Source organism: Mesorhizobium australafricanum (genome assembly GCF_033977265.1).
GTDB classification, from domain to species: Bacteria; Pseudomonadota; Alphaproteobacteria; order Rhizobiales; family Rhizobiaceae; genus Mesorhizobium; species Mesorhizobium australafricanum.
Genome location: NZ_JAVIIT010000002.1, coordinates 240,595 through 259,844 on the forward strand (window position 1 = coordinate 240,595; position 19,250 = coordinate 259,844).

Genomic DNA, 19,250 nt, shown 5'->3' on the forward strand with positions numbered 1-19,250 from the left:
CGCAACGGCGACCTATTATTGCCGAACCTCGACGTCTACTGCTTGCAGGGCGGCTCGCCCGGATTGCCGCAGACCGGCTTCTTGTTTCCTTGCGGCGGCTGCTCCTTGGGCTGCTGCGGCAGACGTCGCTCCTGAGCGTTGGGGTTTTCCTGCAGCTTGAACTGGCGCTGCGCATTCTCGTTCGGCCTGTTGACCTTGAAGTTGCGCTGGACGTTGACTTCGGGGCCGGCGGAACCTTCTTCGCTCTGCAGCCTGCGGAACTTCCTGCCCCCGTCGTTCCCGCTGGCCGAGCCCTGATTCTCGCCGGAGAAGACATCCGGATTGTTCCTCCTGAGCCGCTTCTGCATGCTCGGCCCATTGTCGGTCGGCTCACCATTGACGGTCGGCAGTCTGCGGAACTTGTTCTTGACGCTCCCGTCGACCGAGCCCTGGGACTGGTCGGAGAACACGTCCGGATTGTTCTTCCTCAGGTGCTTCTGCACGCTCGGCCGGTTGTCAGCCGGCTCACCGTTGACGGTCGGCAGCTTGCCGAATTTCTTGCCTTTGTCGTTTCTGTTGGCCGAGCCCTGATCGCCCGGTTCGACTATGGACTGGCCGGCTGACAGATCCTTGCGCATCAGCCTTTTCGGTTTGCCGTTGCCTTGGTCGGACAACGCATTCGGATTGTTCTTCCTGAATTTTTCCTGTGCGCTCAGTCCGCTATCGGCCGGCAAGCCGTTGACGGTCGGCAGCTTGCGGAATTTCTTGCCCTTCCGCTGACCCGTGTCCTGCTCTCCGTTGACGGCGCCACCGGCATTTCCTGTCGCTTGCTGATCGCTGCCCAAGGTATCCTGTTTGCCAAGCAGCTTCCTGGACCTGTCGTTGGGCGGGTTCCGGCCGTTGAGCACCGGCTTGCCGTTGACGAGCGGCAGCGCTTTGCCATCGGCTCCCGGCAAGGCGTGGTCGGTTCCGAGCTTGCGGGCGGACAGGTTCTTCGACAGCGGAGTCGTAGCATCAGGCTGCTGGCCCTGCGTTAGACCCTGGCCGGGCTTCAGCGGCAAGCCGCCCTGATTCTGATTGAACTGGGCCTGACCGGACGACTGGGCCTGACCGGATATGCCCGCCCTCTTCTTCAACAGCGGCGGCAGCGCGACCTTGGCCGCCAGCGCTGCGCCGGTACCGACGGCAGCTCCGGTCATCTTCTGGCCGGCGGTGAGGCCGCCCTCAGCACTGCCGTTTGGCTGTCCGGCCTGATTGGCGGTCTCGTTGCGGATCGTCGTGTTGTTGATGGTGTTGATGACGGTCGTGTTGTGGATGTTGTTGAAGATGATGTTGTCCCGCGGCGGCACGATGTTGCGCGGCGGGTTGACCCACACCGGCACGGGCACGAAGACCGGCACCGGCAGAACGAAAATCTCTTCCGGCGGCCGCGGCGGCGGCAGCACGATGAAGTCCGGCGGCGGTGGCGGCAGGAAGATGATTGCGACCGGCGGCGGTGGTTCGAAATCGAAATCTGGGTCGTCGAAATAGAGCACCGGCCGGTCGACATAGATGATTTCCTCCGGCGGCGGCGGCGGCACGTCATAGACGATGACGGTGAAACTCGACGGCGGCTCGAGCTCGGCGTCGAAATGCTCCAACCGGCGGCGCGCGTCCAGGCATGCGGCCCGTGCGGATAGCGGTCCAGGTAGGACCAGTAGGCTTCCGGCGTATCCCGCATCCAGGTCTGGCGCCAGGTGATCGCCTCGCGCCGCGCGGCGACAATGGCGCGCACCCGCTTGGCCATCGGATCGTGCGGATAGGCGGCGAGGAAATCCTGGTAGCCGCGCATCGTGTCGCGGTCGAGGGCCGCCACATAGGCATCGCGGGCATCGAAATCGCGGATTTCCCGGGTCCGGTTGGCTTGGTCTTCGGCCTCGGAAACCTTGGCGCTGGCGCATCCGGCGCACGGTCGAAGAAGACGAAAGGCGCGCTGATCTTCGAGGCGTCCCACGGCACTTCGGCCCCTTGCGTCACCTCGTTGACGCGCAGGCGCGTACGGTCGAACACGTCTTCGAGCGGCAGGCCGCCCTCGCGCATCATCTCGGCGAGCGCCTGGGCATAGGGGCCATACGGTCCCTTGCCCTCGGGTGCCGCGGTTCCCGGAGCGGCGTTGAAGGCGATCAGCATATTCGGGTCGGGATCGACCAGCGCGAGACCGCCGGCCAGCGGCTCTTTCGTCTGCGGGAACGCATTCGGCCGCGCCGCGTCAAGCACAATGATGTTGACCTTCGTCGGCAGGGCGGCAAGCGGTCGGGTGAGGTCGGAGACCCGAATGGCCTGGAGCGGCACATCGGCGGGATTGGCGATGTTGGCGTCAACCGGCAGGAAGTAGTTTTCACCCTCGAACTGCGCGCCATGACCGGCGAGGTAGACGAAAACGACCGCATCAGGGCCGGCGGCCGAAACCTTGGCAAGGAAATCGCGGAAGGCGCCGCGCAGCGATTCCTGGTCGACGTCGCGCGCGCCGACCACATCGAAGCCGGCCGCCTGCAAGGTCTGTCCGATCAGCCCAGCGTCGTTCGCCGGGGTCGCCAGTTCGCCTGACGAATAGGCGGCATTTCCAATGACGAAAGCGAGGCGTTTTTGCTCCTGCGCGAGCGCGCCCGTAGCAGACGCGACAGCGACGATGAGAACGACGATGAGGCCGATGAATTTCTGAAGCGTTTGCATTGCAATCCGCTATCCGTTGTCCGCCGTCCGTTCAGAGTTGTCCGCCGTCCGTTCAGAGCAGTAACGCCGGAGAGGCAGGAATGTTTCCCTACAGCGCGAAATTAAGACCCGCAAAAAGGCGGCTTTAGGGCGCAATTTCGTTCGAAGGAACAGAGGCTTCACAAAATTCCTTGCGCACCGCCGGACTATCGGCGCCGTCTCGGCTTCTCCAGCAATGCCACGGCCTCGACATGCGGCGACCACAGGAACTGGTCGATCGGCGTCACGCTCTTCAGCTGATAGCCGCCGTCGATGAGGATGCGCAAATCCCGCGCGAACGTCACCGGATTGCAGGAGACGGCGGCGATCAGCGGCACGTCGGAACGGGCGATCTGCTTCGACTGGTCCTCGGCGCCGGCGCGCGGCGGATCGAAGACCAGGCCGTCGAAGGCGTTCAACTCCTTGAAGGTCAGCGGCCGGCGGAACAGGTCGCGGCGTTCGCTGGTCACCCGCTTCAGGCCGCCGGCGAAGCGGAAGGCACGGTCGAGCGCGGCGAGCGCGGGAGCATCGCCCTCGACGGCGTGGACCTCCGATTTCACTGCCAGCCGCAGCGCGAAGCTGCCACAGCCGGCAAACAGGTCCGCGAGTTTCTTCGCACGCGACAGATGCTGTCCGACGAGGCCCGCCATCGTCTGCTCGGCGGCTTCCGTCGCCTGCAGGAAGGCGCCGGGCGGCAGGGCTACGGCGACCGGTCCGAACTGCACCACGGGCTTCTTCGGCTCGACGATGATCTCGCCGTCGACGGAAAGCCTCGCCAGGCCCTCGGCCATGACGAAATTCGACGCAATTCGGCGCTGGTTGTCGCCAAGCTTGCCGGCATCCTGCACGGCAATGTCGAGGCCGGACGCCGTGACGGTCACCGTCATATGAAACGCCTTCGGCGTCGCGCAGACGAGGTCAGCCAAGGCTCGCAATCGATCGAGCGCCGAGACGATCGCCGGCAGCGAGATCGGGCACTCCTCGATCGGGATGATCTCGGAGGAGAGCGCGCGCACGAAGCCGAGCAGCATGCCGGCCTCGGTGCGCCTAGCGCTGAAGGTGACGCGGCGGCGGGTGTGCGGCGCGCAAGGCACCAGCGCGGCGACCTCGCCGGCGATGCCCTTGGCCTTCAGCGCCTGCACGACCTTCTCGCGCTTCCATTGCTGGTAGGCTTCAGCCTCGTAGTGCTGCAGCGCGCAGCCGCCGCATTCGGTGAAATGGCGGCAGGCCGGATCGATCCTGAGCGGCGAGGCTTCCAGCACCGACATCAGCGTGGCACGCTCCTTCTGGCGTGCGGCGGTGACCGTTTCGCCCGGCAGCGTGAACGGGATGAAGACCTCCCCGCCCTCGGCGTTGGCGATGCCGTCGCCCTGCGAGCCCAGCCTGGCGATGGTGAAGCGTGTGCTCATCGCGACCCCGCGTCCTTTATGGCTGCGAGCAGGAACTCGCGGTTGCCGTCGCCGCCCTCGATCGGCGACGGGTGCAGTCCCAGGACCCGCCAGCCGGGAACAGCGGCGAGCCAATCGCGCAAGTTCCCGGCGATGCGCTCCACATCGCCTGGATCCTTGAGCAGGCCGCCCTTGCCGATGGCCTCGCGCCCAGCCTCGAATTGCGGCTTGACCAGAAGAATCGCCCTGGCGCCCTCGCCCGCCAATTCCAGCGCCGGCGGCAGCGCCAGCTTCAGCGAGATGAAGCTGACGTCGCAAACCAGGAAACCGGGGATACGACCGCCGAGATCGGCTGCCGTCAAATCGCGCGCGTTGAGCCCTTCGATCACGGTGACGCGCGGATCACCGGCTATGTCGGGATGCATCTGGCGGTGGCCGACATCGATCGCGGTGACGTGTGCTGAGCGGCGTTCAAGCAGCACCTGGGTGAAGCCGCCGGTCGAGGCACCGATATCGAGCGCCTCACTGCCGGAAGGGTCCAGGCCGAAATGGTCGAGACCGGCGATCAGCTTCAGCGCGGCGCGCGATACATAGGCCCGCGCCGGATCGTCGACTGCAATCAGGCAGTCCGGCGCGACGGGCTGGCCCGGCTTGCGGGCAACGACGCCGTCAACCGTCACCGTGCCGCGCTCGATCGCATCGCGGGCGCGTGAGCGGCTGGCGAACAGACCGCGCCCGACGAGCAATTCGTCGAGCCGCTGGCGCTGGCTGGCTGGCAAAGCGGAACTCATCGGCCTTCATTGGCGAAAGCCGGGCGCGAACGCAATGGGTTGAATACGGGGCGAGAGGCTGCAGAATGCCGGCACAACGGGCCGTTGATCAGCCTGCGGAGGTGGCAATGCTGAAGGGTACCTGTCATTGCGGCGCGACCCACTGGACGCTGGAAGGCGATCCTGGTGGAATCACCGCCTGCAATTGCACGCTTTGCCGCCGCTACGGCACGCTCTGGGCTTATGATTATCTCGACGAGCGCATTCGCGTCGCTGGGCCGGTAAAGTCCTACACGCGTGCCGAGGTGACCGAACCCGCGCTGGAAATCCTGTTCTGTCCGACCTGCGCCTGCGTGGTCGCCTGGCGCGGCCTGCGAGCCGGCAAGAGCGGCCGCACGCGCGTCGCGGTCAATGTCAGGCTGGCGCCGCCAGAGGAAGTTGCGGACCTGCCGATCGACCATTTCGATGGGCTCGACAGTTTTGACGACCTGCCAAGCGACGGCCGCTGCGTGCGCGATATGTGGTTCTAAAGCAATTCCAGGAAAAGTGTGAAACGGTTTTCCGCCCGGAATTGCGTCAAGACAAAGAGATAGAGCGGTTTGGCGTTTCCGTGAATCGGTGAACCGCTCTAGAAAACGGTGCGCGAGACCTGGCGCTCGACCGCCGGCGTCAGGCCATCATTGCCGGAGGCTTCCTTGCGCGGCGGTTCAACCGGAGCGGGCGCGACGGACGTGGCATCCGGCAGCACGACGAGTTGCGGCCTTTGCTTGTAGGAGAAGCCGCCGCGGATGTTGCCCATCTTGCCGGCAACGATGTCCAGCACCGCCTTTTCGAGATTGCGGTCGTAGCGCGTTTCGGCTGCCACCGGCGCCGCCATGGCCACCAAAAGGGCCATGACGCACAGAAGCGTTTTCATTTTTGTTATCTCCCTGCCTGGCTCGAACTTCTAGCAGGGCGCCGTTGAAAATCGGCCAAGAGACAGGGTAAGCGAACCGCCAAACGGAAGCGTTAACAAATAGTTACAGCAAAAAGCCGGCAAACCGATTCAGCGTGTTGAAGTCCTGATTCAGGCGCGCTGCGCCTGCACGCCATGGCCGAGCGCGGCGAAGACCGTGTGCACGATGCCTGCCGAATCCAGCCCTGCATCGGCATACATTTTCTCCGGCTTGGCATGATCGCTGAACACGTCCGGCAGCACCAGCGGGCGTACCTTGAGGCCACTTTCAAGCAAGCCTTCATGGGCGAGGAAATGCAGCACCTGGCTGGCGAAGCCGCCGATGGCGCCCTCCTCCACGGTCACCAGCACCTCGTGCGAACGGGCGAGCCGCCGGATGAGATCTTCGTCCAGCGGCTTGGCGAAGCGGGCGTCGGCGACGGTGGTGGAGAGGCCCGCCGCGCCGAGTTCCTCGGCGGCCAGAAGGCAATCCTGCAGCCGAGTGCCGAAGGAGAGCAACGCCACCTTGGTGCCCTCCTTCAGGATGCGGCCCTTGCCGATTTCAAGCACCGCACCGCGCTCCGGCATGTCGACGCCAACGCCATTGCCGCGCGGATAGCGGAAGGCGATCGGGCCGTCATCATAGGCCGCCGCGGTTCGCACCATATGGCGAAGCTCCGCCTCATCGGCCGCGGCCATGACGACGAAGCCCGGCAGTGTGGACAGGAAGGTGGTGTCGAATGCGCCGCAATGGGTGGCGCCGTCGGCGCCGACGAAACCGGCCCGGTCGATGGGAAAACGCACCGGCAGTTTCTGGATCGCCACGTCGTGGACGACCTGGTCGTAGGCGCGCTGCAGGAAGGTGGAATAGATCGCGGCGAAGGGCTTGTAGCCTTCTGTGGCGAGCCCCGCGGCGAAGGTCACCGCGTGCTGCTCGGCAATGCCGACGTCGAAGGTCCGCTGCGGAAACACCTCGCCGAAGAGGTCGAGGCCGGTGCCGCTCGGCATGGCGGCGGTGATGGCGACGATGCGGTCGTCCTCGCGCGCTTCCTGGATCAGGCTCTCGGCGAAGACCTTGGTGTAGGCGGGCGCGTTGGCCGGCGCCTTGGCCTGCGCGCCGGTGATGACATCGAATTTGTTGACGCCGTGATATTTGTCGGCCGCGGCCTCCGCCGGCGCGTAGCCCTTGCCCTTCTGGGTCACGACATGGATCAGCACCGGGCCTTTGCCGTTGTCGCGCACATTCTTCAGCACCGGGATCAGATGTTCGAGATTGTGCCCGTCGATTGGGCCGATGTGGTAGAAGCCGAGCTCCTCGAACAAGGTGCCGCCGGTGACGTAGCCGCGCGCATGCTCGACCGCACGGGTGATGGCGCGGTCGGCGCGCTTGCCGAGATAGGATGTCAGCTTCTTGCCGAAATCGCGCAGGCCGAGATAGGCCTTGCCGGAGGCGAGCCTGGCCAGATAGGCGCTCATGGCGCCGGTCGGCGGCGCGATCGACATGTCGTTGTCGTTGAGGATGACGATGAGCCGGGCATCGAGCGCGCCGGCATTGTTCAGCGCCTCGAAGGCCATGCCGGCCGACATCGAGCCATCGCCGATGACGGCAATGACATTGTTGCGGCCGCCTGACAGGTCGCGGCCCATGGCCATGCCGAGGCCGGCCGAAATCGAGGTCGAGGAGTGTGCTGCGCCAAACGGGTCGTATTCGCTCTCGGCCCGCCGGGTAAAGCCGGAGAGGCCGCCCTCCTGGCGCAGCGTGCGGATGCGGTCGCGGCGGCCGGTCAGGATCTTGTGCGGATAGGCCTGGTGGCCGACATCCCAGATCAGCCGGTCCGCCGGCGTGTTGAAGACATAATGCAGCGCGACCGTCAGCTCGACGACGCCGAGGCCGGCGCCAAGATGGCCGCCCGTCTGCGACACGGCGTCGATGAGCTCGGCGCGCAGTTCCGCGGCGAGTTGCGGCAGCGCGCCCTCATCAAGCGTCCGCAGGTCCGCCGGGATGCGAACCTTGTCGAGCAGCGGCGTGTCTGGCTTCACTCGGGCGCGTCCTGCTTCAATTGATCGAACACGGCGCTACCAGCAAATTGCGCCATAATCATGCGTGGAAATAGGCCGCCGGCAGGCGAATGTAAATGCGCGTCAGTGACGCGCAGCCGTGCCGCCTTAGCCTTCCGGCAGCGGGATGAACTCTTCCTCATCGCCAGGAACGATATCGAAGCGGCCTGTCTTCCATTCCTGCTTGGCCTGCTCGATGCGTTCCTTCGAGGACGAGACGAAATTCCACCAGATATAGCGCTGGGAGCCGAGCGAGGCGCCGCCGAACAGCATGAAATGCGCGCCGCGCTCGGAGGAAACGACGATCTCCTCGCCTGGCTTGAACACCAGAAGCCGCTCGGCCGGGAAGATGTCGCCGGCGATCGAGACGTCGCCTTCCAATGTGTAGATGGCACGCTCCTCGGCATCGGCCGGTATTTTCACGCTGGCACCTGCTGCCAGTCTGAGATCGGCATAAAGCGTGTCCGAAGCGGTCGCCACGGGCGAGCGCCATCCTGAGAACTCGCCGATGACGACGCGGCCGCTGACGCCCTCGGCATCGATTTCGGGCAGGCGGATCACCGACGTGTTCGCGAAAACCGGGGCAATCTCCTCCTTGCCGTCGGGCAGCGCCAGCCAGGTCTGCAAGCCGGAGACCGACATCGGCGCGCCGCGCAATTCCTCCGGCGTGCGCTCGGAATGAACGATGCCGCGCCCCGCGGTCATCAGGTTCACGTCGCCGGGCGCGATCACCATTTCAGTGCCGAGCGAGTCGCGGTGCCTGATCTTGCCGTCGAAGAGATAGGTGACGGTGGACAGCCCGATATGCGGATGCGGACGAACGTCGAGCGCATGGCCGGCGCGCAGGATGGCGGGCCCCATGCGGTCGAAGAAGATGAACGGGCCGACCAGCCGGCGCTTTGCCGTCGGCAAGGCGCGACGTACCTCGAAGCCGCCGATATCCTTGGCGTTGGGAACGACCATCAGCTCGATCTGATCGCAGGCGAAGGCATCGCCAGGTTCAGGATCATTTCCCGGAAAGAAGCTCATGTCGGTTTCCTCAGGCGAAGCGGAGCGCCGACCTGGCCTTCGCCTTGGCGGCTTCTTCCTCGCGGTTGCGCGGTTCCTGCGCGGTCTCGAGCGAATCGATGAGCTCGCGCGCGATCGCGGCGATCGCCTCGACCGCGTGGTGGAAGGCATGCTCGTTGCGCTTGGAAGGCTTGGTCGAGCCGCTCAGCTTGCGCACGAATTGAAGCGCGGCGTCATGTACTTCGTCATTGGTCGCCGGCGGCTCGAAATTGGCCAGGGTCTTGATGTTGCGGCACATGGCTTGAACTCCTTACCTTGCTTGCTCTGCCCACCAGCTAGTCGGCGTCGAGCGGCTCCGTTCCAACCGGCTTGCCGTCGCGCGACAGCCTGATCTTCTCGACCTTGTCCTCGGCCGCCTTCAGCAACCGGTCGCAATGGGCCTTCAGCGCCTCGCCGCGCTCATAGATCTTGATCGACTGGTCGAGCGGGACGTCGCCGCGCTCCAGATCATCGACGATCTTCTCCAGCGCGTCGAGCGCCTGTTCGAAGCTCATCGCCTTGACGTCCTCATTGCCTTCCACTGCCATACCCTATCCCTTCATCAGCCGCCCGACATGGGCGGCGACTGAAAATGCCAGTCCCTGCAGATCGTAGCCGCCTTCAAGCAGGCTGACGAGCTTGTTGCCGCTGTGGCGCCCGGCGCACTCCATCAGCTGGCCGGTCGCCCAGTCGAAATCGTCCTCGGTCAGGTTGATCTCGGCCAGCGGATCGCGGTGATGCGCGTCGAAGCCGGCGGAAATGATGATCAGGTCCGGCGCGAACGCATCGATGGACGGCAGCACGCGCGACAGGAAGGCGTCGCGGAACAGATCTCCGCCGGTCTGCGGCGCGAGCGGCGCGTTGACGATGTTGCCGGCGCCGGTTTCGCTTTTCGCGCCGGTGCCGGGATAAAGCGGCATCTGGTGCGTCGAGCAATAGAGCACCGAGGGATCGTCCCAGAAAATATCCTGCGTGCCGTTGCCGTGATGGACGTCCCAGTCGACGATGGCGACGCGTTCGGCCTGATGCTTCTTTTGCGCGTGGCGGGCGGCGATCGCCGCGGTGTTGAAAAAGCAGAAACCCATTGCCGTGGTCTTTTCGGCATGGTGGCCGGGCGGGCGGGCAGCGACGAAGGCATTTGCGGCACGGCCCTCGAAGACATCATCGACAGCGGCATTGGCCGCGCCGATCGCCCTGACCACGGCCTGCCAGCTTTTCGGGCTGGCGCTGGTATCGGCATCGATCGAGACGATGCCGCTCTGAGGGATAGCCGCGCGGACACGCTCGACGAAATTTCCGGGATGCGCATAAAGGATCGTCGCCTCGTCGCCTTCCGGCGCGATGACGCGATCGAGCGCCGAAAAAGCCTCGTCATCCAGCACGCGCTCGATAGCCCGCAGACGGTCGGGCCGCTCGGGGTGGCCGGGCGGCGTGATGTGTTCCAGGAAGATCGGATGCGTGTAGAGACGGGTGGCCATGGCGCCTAATCTAGGCACCCGCGGCGCGGATGACCATGTTTGAGAAGCCGAATGGCTGGGGAAAATTGCGTCAGCCCGTGTCGCTGGCGCCATTGGCGCGGCCCAAGCTTCGCGGTAAGGTCTCCTCGCTGCCTGGTGCCCGCGACGCGGGAGAATCGGGAACACGGTTGAACTCCGTGGCGTGCCCAACGCTGTGAGGGGGACCGCGCCGGCAAAAGCCACTGTCGATGACGGGAAGGCGCCGGAACGGGTCGATCCCGAGCCAGAAGACCGGCCTGGCAGACATGGTCCTCCGCTTGGTCAGGCGGATGACTGCTTGTCGCAAGGGGAAAAGCGATGACGGCAACAGCAATCGCCGCGAGCGGCGATGACTTCGACCAATTGGCGCGCGATGCGGTCTACCGGGCGATATTCACCAGGCGTGACGTGCGCAGCCATTTCACGGCCGACGACCTCGAGGATGCCGTGCTGGCGCGGCTCATCACCGCCGCCCACCATGCGCCGTCGGTCGGCTACATGCAGCCCTGGAATTTCATCGTCATCCGCGATGGGGAGCGACGGCGACAGGTGCGCGACCTGTTCCTTGCCGCGCGCGAGCAGGAACTGCCGGCGATCGAGGAGGAACGGCAGGCGCTCTACAGGAAGCTGAAGCTCGAAGGCATCTGCGAAAGCGCGCTTAATCTGTGCATCACCTGCGACCGGCATCGCTCAAAGGACTCGCCGCTCGGGCGCTGGCACAACCCGGAGATGGACCTCTACAGCACCGTCTGCGCGGTGCAGAATTTCTGGCTGGCGGCACGGGCCGAAGGTGTCGGCGTCGGCTGGGTCAGCATCATCGAGAAGGAAGCGCTGAAGCAGCTCTTGTCGATCCCGGAGCATGTCACGCCGGTCGCCTATCTCTGCGTTGGACGCGTCTCATCCTTCGCGCCGAAGCCGGACCTCGAGGCGCATGGCTGGGGCAAGCGCCTGCCGCTGCCCGAACTGGTGATGAGCGAGACATTCAACGGCGCCGGCGAAGCGCCGCTCAAATCGGCGATCGCAAGGCTTGGCGGCGGTTCTTAGAGCGTTTCACCGTTTCACGGAAACGGCGAACCGCTCTGTCTCCTTGTTTTGACGCAATTCCGAACGGAAAACCGTTTCACACTTTTCCTGGAATTTGCTCTAGAAGCCGTGATCAGGCGGCTCTTCGCACCGAGGCTGCCGCCGATCAGGCGGCCCGGGGCGTATCCCAGCGCGAGCCGCCGCCAAACGAGCCCAGCGCCTTGTCGCGCAGTTCCCTGAATTTCGAGGACGCCTCGGCCAGCCGGTGGTCCCATTCGGGATTGGGGACCTGGCCCTCGATCGCATCGAAATAGACCTGCATCAACGAAGCGATGGCAAAGGGCTCGATGAAGGCGGCCTTGAAGGCCCAGGCAAAGACGATGGCCAGCACGAATGCCCAGCCGGCAAGCTGGCCCGGCATGACCCAGAGAATGGCGGCCGCCGGGGCGAGCATCAGAAGGAAGATGACGAAGGACACGCCCCACATGATTACCGCCAGCCAGACGGCGTTCTTGACCATGTGCTTGCCGTTCTGGGCGTAAAGCACGACGCCTTGCCGCGCCGTCTCGAAGGGCGAGCTCGAATTAGTGCGGATGTTGTAGCCGAGGATGATCTCGTCGACATAGGTCAGCGACAGGCGGATGACGGTGTTGATGAAGCTGACGATGCCGCTCAGGCCCGGAATAGGCAGGAAGGCGGCGATGCCGCCGATCAGGCCGGTGATGGCGCGGATGGCGCCCTTGACCAGCTGGTCGACGACGAAAAGGATGTTGGCCTCGGCAAAGCGCTGGGTGACCACCTCCTTAGCATAGGCGATCTGGCCCTGGCCGTCGGGCACGTCATGGCCGTCGATCAGATGCACCATGACGGCGATATGGCCGGCCTTGAGCACATAGAGGATGTATTCGCGGATCCAGTAAACGGCGATCGAGACGACACCGAAGCCGACCACGCCGCCCCACAAGGCAAAGGACATCGGCCCGTCAGGATCGGTCGAGATATGGCCGACGCCATAGCCGACGCTGGCGCCGGTGCCGGTCGCCATGATGTAGGCGACCGTGATGCCGAAATAGACGATCATGCGAAAGACGATGAACGGCCATGTCCGCATCATGATTGACACCGACCGGCCGATGCTGAAGTCCCACATAGCCCCGACTCTCCACCCTCGCGCATGACCCCGAAAATCGGAATCGATTTTCGGAAAAGGGTCATGCGCTGAATCATAGTTTTACAGCGTCCTTTGCGCGTCCAAAGAACGCGCGGCGCTGCAAGAGAATGGCGCAGGAGGATGCGCTCGCCCCTACAATTGTCAATCACGGCAGGGTTGCGCCGGCTCGAAACCGGTGCACAACCCGGGTGGCTTGGTTACCCCGGCGTGCCGTCAAGGCTTCTTGCGCAAGCCCTCGAGCAGTTGCTTGAACGCCGTGATCGCCTTCTTCGACATCGCTTCCACGTGCCGCCGACAATGCTGACCGAAGGCGTCACCTGGGTGACGCCCGGGATCGGCATCGGCATGGCGCTGGGGTCCTTTGCCGCCGGGTGGATGGTCGACAATTTCGGTCCGCAGAGCGGGTTCTGGGTGTCGGTGGCATCTGGCGCAATCGCGCTGGCCACCGTGATCGCTGGCCAATGCCGGCTGGCGACGGACGATTGCGATGTGGACAGGGGCGAGGCGGTGGTTCCGGCTGAGTGACGGTTATTCGGCTACCATCAGCGCAAACGTTGGCAGTTGGCCGGAGCCTCAACGACTTCGTCATCCACGGGCGAAGCAAGGAGCGAAGCGACGCGCGTAGACCCGAGGATCCATTCCGTGACTTCGACGCACCGCGACGGTGCAGATTTCTGCTCCGTAGCATTCTACGATCAAGGTCACGGAATGGATCCTCGGGTCTGCGCGCCGCTTCGCGTCGCTCCGCCCGTGGATGACGACGTAGCGTAGGCCTCGGCCAATCGCCAGCGTCGCAGAGGCTTCGGTCAATCAGCAACGCCGGCGGGCCGCCACCACGCCTTCCTACCCGTCAAATCCTCTACAGAATCTCCGTCTTGGCGATATGAATGCCAAAGCCCTCGAGGCCGACATAATGGCGCTCGCGCGAGGCGATCAGGTTGATCGAGGAAATGCCGAGATCCTTCAAAATCTGCGCGCCGAGCCCGATCTCGCGCCACTCATTCTCGCGCCGGCGGGCTTCCTCATGGTCCTCGCGCTCGCCGCTCTGCGGCCGCTGGCGCTCCTGATGGGCGACGCCGACCGAGCCCTCGCGCAGATAGACGATGACGCCGCGCCTGCGCTCGCCCATCGCCTTCATGATGCCGTCGAGACGATGGCTGGTACCGAAGACATCGGTGACGACATCTTCCGAATGCAGGCGGACCGGCACGTCCTCGCCGTCGCGGATGTCGCCGAAGACGACCGCGACATGATGCATGGAATCCCAGGGCAGCGTGTAGGTGAAGACCTGCGCCTTTCCACCAAGCGTCTCGATGTCGGAGCAGGCGACGCGCTCGACCAGCGTTTCCTTGCGCTGGCGGTAGGCAATGAGATCGGCGACCGAGACCTGCTTCAGGCCATGTTCTTCGGCGAAGGCCTGCACTTCCGGGCCGCGCTTGACCGTGCCGTCGTCATTGACCAGCTCGGAAATGACGCCGACCGGCGGCAGGCCGGCAAGCTTGCAGAGATCGACGGCGGCTTCGGTATGGCCTGAGCGCATCAGCACGCCGCCTTCGCGCGCGATCAGCGGGAAGATGTGACCGGGGCGCACGAAATCGGAGGGGCCGACATTGCCGTTGGCAAGGTTGCGCACGGTGAGCGTGCGGTCGTCGGCGGAAATGCCGGTCGTCGTGCCGTGCTTGAAATCGACGCTGACCGTGAAAGCGGTGGTGTGGGCGGAGTCGTTGTCCGCCACCATCGGCGCGAGGTTCAGCCGCCTGGCGTCTTCGCGCAGCATCGGGGTGCAGACGATGCCGGAGGTGTTGCGCACGATGAAGGCCATCTTCTCCGGCGTGCAGTGGACGGCGGCGACGATCAGGTCGCCCTCATTTTCGCGCCCGTCATCGTCCATGACGACGACGATCTCGCCGCGCTCGAAGGCGCGGATCGCTTCGACGATCTTCTTCTGGTCGTAAGGCATGAAGTGCTCGCTTCGCTCGCAGGGGAGTAGGGGAATAGGGCAGTAAGGGAGTAGGGGAAAGGAAAAAATTTGCCTGACCAGCTGAAGGGCGTAACCTACTCCCCTACTCCCCTACTCCCCTACTCCCCTACTCCCCTACTCCCTTACTCCCTTACTCCCCTACTCCCTCCCTGTCTGTCCTCTGTGCCGCAGATAATGATCGGCTATCGCGCAGGCAACCATGGCTTCGCCGATCGGCACGGCGCGGATGCCGACGCAAGGATCGTGGCGGCCCTTGGTCATTACCTCGACGTCGTGGCCGTCCTTGTCGATCGACCGGCGCGGGGTCAGGATCGACGAGGTCGGCTTGACGGCGAAGCGCGCGACGATCGCCTGCCCGGTCGAGATGCCACCCAGGATGCCGCCGGCATTGTTGGACAAAAACACCGGCTTGCCGTCATTGCCCATGCGCATCTCGTCGGCGTTCTGTTCGCCGGTGATGCGGGCGGCCTCGAAGCCGTTGCCGATCTCGACGCCCTTGACGGCGTTGATCGACATCAGGCCGGAAGCGATGTCCTGGTCGAGCTTGGCGTAGATCGGCGCACCGAGGCCCGCCGGCACGCCGTCGGCGACAATCTCGATCACCGCGCCGACCGAGGAGCCCGCCTTGCGGATGCCGTCGAGATATTGCGTGAACACCGGGACCGAGGCCGGATCGGGCGTGAAGAAGGGGTTTTCGGCATCACCGACGAAATTCCAGTTCCAGTTGGCGCGATCGATCGACTTCTCGCCCATCGAAACCAGCGCGCCGCGCACCACCATGCCGGGCACTATCCTGCGTGCCAGCGCGCCGGCCGCCACTCTGGCTGCCGTTTCGCGCGCCGAGGAGCGGCCTCCACCGCGGTGGTCGCGCAGGCCGTATTTGACGTCGTAGGTGTAGTCGGCATGGCCGGGACGGTACTGGCGGGCGATCTCGCCATAGTCCTTGGAGCGCTGGTCGACATTCTCGATCAGCATCGACACCGGCGTGCCGGTGGTGATCATCGTCTCGCCGTCCTCGTCGAGGATGAAGCCCGACAGGATCTTGACCTCGTCCGGCTCGCGGCGCTGGGTGACGAAACGCGACTGTCCGGGGCGGCGGCGATCGAGCTCGGCCTGGATGTCCTCGCGCTTGAAGCGGATACCGGGCGGGCAGCCGTCGACAACGCAGCCGAGCGCGGCGCCATGGCTTTCACCCCAAGTGGTGACGCGAAACAAATGGCCGAATGTGTTGTGAGACATGAAGGTGTGTCCTGCCCGGCGGAGGCGCCGGCAATCCAAAGTGGTGCAGCGTCCTTTGCGCGTCCAAAAGGACGCGCGCTGCCGCACGCAGCCTTCTATTGGCGTTTTCAACAGTGGTCAAACGGGTGCATCAAACTGTGATCTGGCGGATTTAGTTTTGACACATTCGGTTGATTTCTGCTCTCTTCCATCCGCCGTTGAGGATCCGCCGCTACCAGCCGGCGCAATGACCTAAAAGAGGACGACGATGCGTACCCTGATTGGTGCCGCCTGCGCCATGCTGCTGATTTCCACCGCCGCTGCGTTTGCCGGCCAGACCGAAGGTCTGATCAAGAAGGTCGACAAGGACACGCTGACACTGACGCTTGACGACGGAAAGGCCTACAAGCTCAACGCCGAGACCGATCTCGACTCGCTGAAGCCGGGCATGGACATCGTCATCGCCTTCGACGTGACCAATGGCGAGAATGTCGTGACGGATATGCAGTTGCCCGACAGCGACCAGAATTAGCTTTCGAGTCAGGGGCTGAGCGTCCGCGTTTCGTCATTCTAGGGCGAAGCAGGAGCGTAGCGACGCGCGCAGACCCTAGGATCCATGCCGTTACGTCGAAGCGCCGCTGCGGTCCAAAACGACCTCTGTTCTGCCCCGTTTTTACTATTCGGCTGAGGTCACGGCATGGATCCTCGGGTCTTCGCTTCGCTACGCCCAAGGATGACGACTTCACGGGCTTCGTCCGCCCTCTTGCGGGCTTTGAGGCTGCCTCACAACCACTCCAGGCCGCGGCCTTCCAGCCGCAGCAGGCGGTCTTGCGGGATTTCCAGGCCGGCGGCTTCCTGCTTGGAAATGCCGGCGACGAAGCGGAAGAAGCAGCGGATGACGCCGCCATGGGTGACGCAGACGGTCGGCCGGTCGAGTGCATCGAACCACGGCTTCACTCGTTCCAGCAGCATCTCGTAGCTTTCCGCGCCCTCGCCCGGCGGCTGGAAATCCCACTTGGCGGCGCGGCGATTTTTGGTCGAACCCGGGACACGCTTTTCGAGTTCGGCAAAGGTGAAACCCTGCCAGTCGCCGAAGCTTAGCTCCACCAGACGCGGATCGGTGCGGTAGGCGGAAGGATCGAGCCCCATCGCGGCGCGCATCAATTCCATCGTCTCGCGCGTGCGCCGCATAGGGCTGGCGACAAAATCGAAATCCGCAGGATTTCCGATGAGCTCCGCCAGCCGCTGGCCGTTGCGCCGCGCCTGGTCGCGGCCAAGTTCGTTGATATCGGTGTCGGCCTGGCCTTGCAGGCGGCGCTCGGCATTCCACTCCGTCTGGCCGTGGCGCGCGATGTAGACGAGCGGATACATCAGGTCTTCCGAGGTCGGGCCAGGGCTAGAGCAATTCAGCGTTTGGCAGAAACGCCGAACTGCTCCAGTTTTTTGTTTTTTCGCAATTCCGGACGGAAAACCGTTTCACACTTTTCCTGGAATTGCTCAGGACGAAGGATAGGCGAAGGAGAGGATCAGTCCTTGACGGTCGAGATATCCGGCGCGTCGACTGCCTTCATGCCGACGACATGGTAACCGGAATCGACATGATGGACCTCGCCGGTCACGCCGCGCGACAGGTCCGACAGGAAGTAGACGCCGGAATCGCCGACCTCCTCCTGGGTGACCGTCTGCTTCAGCGGCGAATTGTACTCGTTCCACTTCAGGATATAGCGGAAGTCGCCGATGCCGGAGGCGGCAAGCGTCTTGATCGGGCCAGCCGAAATCGCGTTGACGCGGATCTTCTTGGCGCCGAGGTCGACGGCGAGATAGCGCACGCTGGCTTCCAGCGCCGCCTTGGCGACGCCCATGACATTGTAGTGCGGCATCACCTTTTCGGCGCCGTAATAGGTCAGCGTCAAAAGCGAGCCGCCATCGGTCATGAGCGGCTCGGCGCGCTTGGCGATGGTGGTGAAAGAGAACACCGAGATATCCATGGTGCGCAGGAAATTGTCGCGCGTCGTCTCGACGTAACGGCCGGTGAGCTCGTCCTTGTCGGAGAAGGCGATGGCATGGACCAGGAAGTCGAGCTTGCCCCAGTGCTTGGCGATATCGGCAAAGACGGCGTCGAGGCTTTCGGAGTCGGTCACGTCGCAATGGCCCGCGACATGCGCGTTGAGTTCGGCCGCCAGCGGCTCGACGCGCTTCTTGAAGGCCTCGCCCTGATAGGTCAGCGCGATCTCGGCGCCGTGATCGGCGCAAGCCTTGGCGATCCCGTAAGCGATCGACCGATTGTTCGCGACGCCGAGGATCAGGCCCCGCTTACCGGCCATCAGGCCCTGTCCACCTGCCATGTGCAAGCTCTCCGCAAGAATATCTGCTTTGTGGAGAGCCCTATCGCACAGGCACAGAGCCCCTTCAAGCGCTCAAAAGACACTGCAACAGGAACAAAATTCCGCCGATCAGCCTTTTTGGCGGCGCATCAGGGCCTCAAGCTCGGCGTCGCCGCCTTCCGGCACCATCAGCCGCACATGGGCATAGAGATCGCCATGGCCGCCGGCTTTTTCCGGCAGGCCCCTGCCCTTGAGGCGCAGCACCTTGTCCGAGCTCGACCATGCGGGCACGTTGACCGCGAGCTTGCCGGTCGGTGTCTCTACCGCCACCTTGGCGCCGAGCACGGCGTCGGCCAGGTCGACAGGCAGATCGACATGCAGGTCGCGCCCCTCGATGCGGTAGCGCGAATGGCGGCGGATGTGGATCTTGACCAGCGCATCGCCCGGCTGGCCCGGACCCTGCTCGCCCTGGCCCTTGAGACGGATCGTCTGGCCGTCCTCGACATAGGTCGGCAGCTTGACCGCCACCTTGCGGCCGTCGGGGAACATCGCCGTCACCTTCTCGGCGGTGGCGGCTTCCTCGACGCTGATATCCAGCGTGACGTTCAAGTCGGCAGCCTGGGCCGGCTGGCGACGATCGCCACCCCGGCCGCCGCCGCGGGCGCCGGAAAAGGCGTCGCCGAAAATCTGGCTGAAGATGTCGCTGTTGCCGTCGAACGGGTCGCCGCCGGGGCGTCCGCTGCGAAATTCGAAATGCGCGCCGCCCGGCCCCTGCTGACGGCGGAACCCGGCGAACGGATCGCCGCCGGCAGCACCCTCAAAGCCCTGGAATTTGGGCTTGCCCTCGGCGTCGATCTCGCCGCGATCGTAAGCGCCGCGCGTCTTCTCGTCGCCGACGATCTCGTAGGCCTGGTTGGCGGCGGCAAAACGGTCCTTCGCCTTGGGATCATTCGGATTCTGGTCCGGATGATGTTTCTTGGCGAGCTTGCGGTAGGCCGATTTTATGTCCTTGGCCGATGCGTTCTTGGCAACGCCCAGCACCTCATAGGGGTCGCGCATGCTTCCTGCCTGCAAGAGAGATTGAGTCCACGGTTGCTTCCTATATGCGCTCGCATAGGAAGAAATTCCAGT

At 64.3% G+C, this 19,250-nt stretch carries 19 protein-coding genes, 1 pseudogene and 1 riboswitch; of the genes and pseudogenes, 4 read left to right on the top strand and 16 right to left on the bottom strand.

Translation table 11 applies throughout. The features are described 5' to 3' along the window. Positions 1 to 35: 35 nt before the first annotated feature. The 4 genes from RFM98_RS31335 to RFM98_RS04645 form a co-directional block, all read right to left on the bottom strand. Positions 36 to 1,619 carry a hypothetical protein gene (locus RFM98_RS31335; RefSeq protein ID WP_430682252.1) on the bottom strand — a complete coding sequence of 528 codons (1,584 nt, stop codon included), beginning with the start codon at positions 1,617 to 1,619 and terminating at the stop codon, positions 36 to 38. Beyond that, positions 1,561 to 2,691, bottom strand: a complete 1,131-nt coding sequence (locus RFM98_RS31340) for a caspase family protein (RefSeq protein ID WP_430682253.1) — start codon at positions 2,689 to 2,691, stop codon at positions 1,561 to 1,563. Before RFM98_RS31340 ends, RFM98_RS31335 begins: the two co-directional genes overlap by 59 nt. 185 nt (positions 2,692 to 2,876) lie before the next feature. Then, positions 2,877 to 4,118, bottom strand: a complete 1,242-nt coding sequence (locus RFM98_RS04640) for a class I SAM-dependent RNA methyltransferase (protein ID WP_320307735.1) — start codon at positions 4,116 to 4,118, stop codon at positions 2,877 to 2,879. Beyond that, positions 4,115 to 4,888 carry a TlyA family RNA methyltransferase gene (locus tag RFM98_RS04645; RefSeq protein ID WP_320307736.1) on the bottom strand — a complete coding sequence of 258 codons (774 nt, stop codon included), beginning with the start codon at positions 4,886 to 4,888 and terminating at the stop codon, positions 4,115 to 4,117. Before RFM98_RS04645 ends, RFM98_RS04640 begins: the two co-directional genes overlap by 4 nt. A gap of 107 nt (positions 4,889 to 4,995) precedes the next feature. Here RFM98_RS04645 and RFM98_RS04650 point away from each other — a divergent pair, with 107 nt between their 5' ends. After that, complete coding sequence (locus tag RFM98_RS04650) at positions 4,996 to 5,397, top strand: GFA family protein (protein WP_320307737.1); 402 nt, start codon at positions 4,996 to 4,998, stop codon at positions 5,395 to 5,397. Positions 5,398 to 5,495: 98 nt separating this feature from the next. Here the strand turns inward: RFM98_RS04650 and RFM98_RS04655 are convergent, their stop codons facing one another. The 6 genes from RFM98_RS04655 to RFM98_RS04680 all read right to left on the bottom strand — a co-directional run bounded on the left by RFM98_RS04655 (position 5,496) and on the right by RFM98_RS04680 (position 10,384). Further along, on the bottom strand, positions 5,496 to 5,783 hold the full coding sequence (locus tag RFM98_RS04655) for a hypothetical protein (RefSeq protein WP_320307738.1): 288 nt from the start codon (positions 5,781 to 5,783) through the stop codon (positions 5,496 to 5,498). Positions 5,784 to 5,933: 150 nt separating this feature from the next. Then, a complete protein-coding gene (gene dxs, locus RFM98_RS04660; protein ID WP_320307739.1) occupies positions 5,934 to 7,841 on the bottom strand; it encodes a 1-deoxy-D-xylulose-5-phosphate synthase in 1,908 nt (635 codons plus the stop codon). 126 nt (positions 7,842 to 7,967) lie between these two features. Then, complete coding sequence (locus RFM98_RS04665) at positions 7,968 to 8,888, bottom strand: pirin family protein (RefSeq protein WP_320307740.1); 921 nt, start codon at positions 8,886 to 8,888, stop codon at positions 7,968 to 7,970. Positions 8,889 to 8,898: 10 nt separating this feature from the next. After that, complete coding sequence (locus RFM98_RS04670; RefSeq protein WP_320232170.1) at positions 8,899 to 9,165, bottom strand: DUF2277 domain-containing protein; 267 nt, start codon at positions 9,163 to 9,165, stop codon at positions 8,899 to 8,901. Positions 9,166 to 9,202: 37 nt separating this feature from the next. Beyond that, entirely contained in the window at positions 9,203 to 9,454 is a 252-nt protein-coding gene (locus tag RFM98_RS04675; protein ID WP_140681802.1) for an exodeoxyribonuclease VII small subunit, read from the bottom strand. Positions 9,455 to 9,457: 3 nt separating this feature from the next. Beyond that, a complete protein-coding gene (locus RFM98_RS04680; RefSeq protein ID WP_320307741.1) occupies positions 9,458 to 10,384 on the bottom strand; it encodes a histone deacetylase family protein in 927 nt (308 codons plus the stop codon). 116 nt (positions 10,385 to 10,500) lie between these two features. After that, positions 10,501 to 10,677, top strand: a riboswitch (cobalamin riboswitch). 43 nt (positions 10,678 to 10,720) lie between these two features. On the opposite strand from RFM98_RS04680, the gene bluB reads away from it, so the two are divergent. Next, positions 10,721 to 11,446, top strand: coding sequence for a 5,6-dimethylbenzimidazole synthase (gene bluB, locus RFM98_RS04685; protein ID WP_320307742.1), 726 nt, complete (start codon positions 10,721 to 10,723; stop codon positions 11,444 to 11,446). 145 nt (positions 11,447 to 11,591) lie between these two features. Here bluB and RFM98_RS04690 read toward each other — a convergent pair whose 3' ends face one another. Then, positions 11,592 to 12,575 carry a hypothetical protein gene (locus RFM98_RS04690; protein ID WP_320307743.1) on the bottom strand — a complete coding sequence of 328 codons (984 nt, stop codon included), beginning with the start codon at positions 12,573 to 12,575 and terminating at the stop codon, positions 11,592 to 11,594. Positions 12,576 to 12,839: 264 nt separating this feature from the next. Here RFM98_RS04690 and RFM98_RS04695 point away from each other — a divergent pair. After that, positions 12,840 to 13,121, top strand: a pseudogene (locus tag RFM98_RS04695) (MFS transporter); the annotation flags it as partial. A 334-nt stretch (positions 13,122 to 13,455) separates the two neighbouring features. Here the strand turns inward: RFM98_RS04695 and ribB are convergent. Next, positions 13,456 to 14,556, bottom strand: a complete 1,101-nt coding sequence (gene ribB / locus RFM98_RS04700; protein ID WP_320307744.1) for a 3,4-dihydroxy-2-butanone-4-phosphate synthase — start codon at positions 14,554 to 14,556, stop codon at positions 13,456 to 13,458. Between the two features lie 159 nt (positions 14,557 to 14,715). After that, positions 14,716 to 15,816, bottom strand: a complete 1,101-nt coding sequence (gene aroC, locus RFM98_RS04705) for a chorismate synthase (protein ID WP_320307745.1) — start codon at positions 15,814 to 15,816, stop codon at positions 14,716 to 14,718. A gap of 247 nt (positions 15,817 to 16,063) precedes the next feature. Between aroC and RFM98_RS04710 the strand changes: the two genes are divergently transcribed. Next, positions 16,064 to 16,327, top strand: coding sequence for a DUF1344 domain-containing protein (locus tag RFM98_RS04710; protein ID WP_320211908.1), 264 nt, complete (start codon positions 16,064 to 16,066; stop codon positions 16,325 to 16,327). A gap of 251 nt (positions 16,328 to 16,578) precedes the next feature. On the opposite strand, the gene RFM98_RS04715 is transcribed toward RFM98_RS04710, so the two are convergent. From RFM98_RS04715 to RFM98_RS04725, 3 genes are all read right to left on the bottom strand, one after another. Beyond that, positions 16,579 to 17,166 carry a histidine phosphatase family protein gene (locus RFM98_RS04715; protein WP_320307746.1) on the bottom strand — a complete coding sequence of 196 codons (588 nt, stop codon included), beginning with the start codon at positions 17,164 to 17,166 and terminating at the stop codon, positions 16,579 to 16,581. Positions 17,167 to 17,321: 155 nt separating this feature from the next. Then, a complete protein-coding gene (gene fabI, locus RFM98_RS04720) occupies positions 17,322 to 18,140 on the bottom strand; it encodes an enoyl-ACP reductase FabI (protein ID WP_320307747.1) in 819 nt (272 codons plus the stop codon). Positions 18,141 to 18,248: 108 nt separating this feature from the next. Further along, positions 18,249 to 19,178, bottom strand: coding sequence for a DnaJ C-terminal domain-containing protein (locus RFM98_RS04725; RefSeq protein WP_320307748.1), 930 nt, complete (start codon positions 19,176 to 19,178; stop codon positions 18,249 to 18,251). Between the last annotated feature and the right edge of the window lie 72 nt (positions 19,179 to 19,250).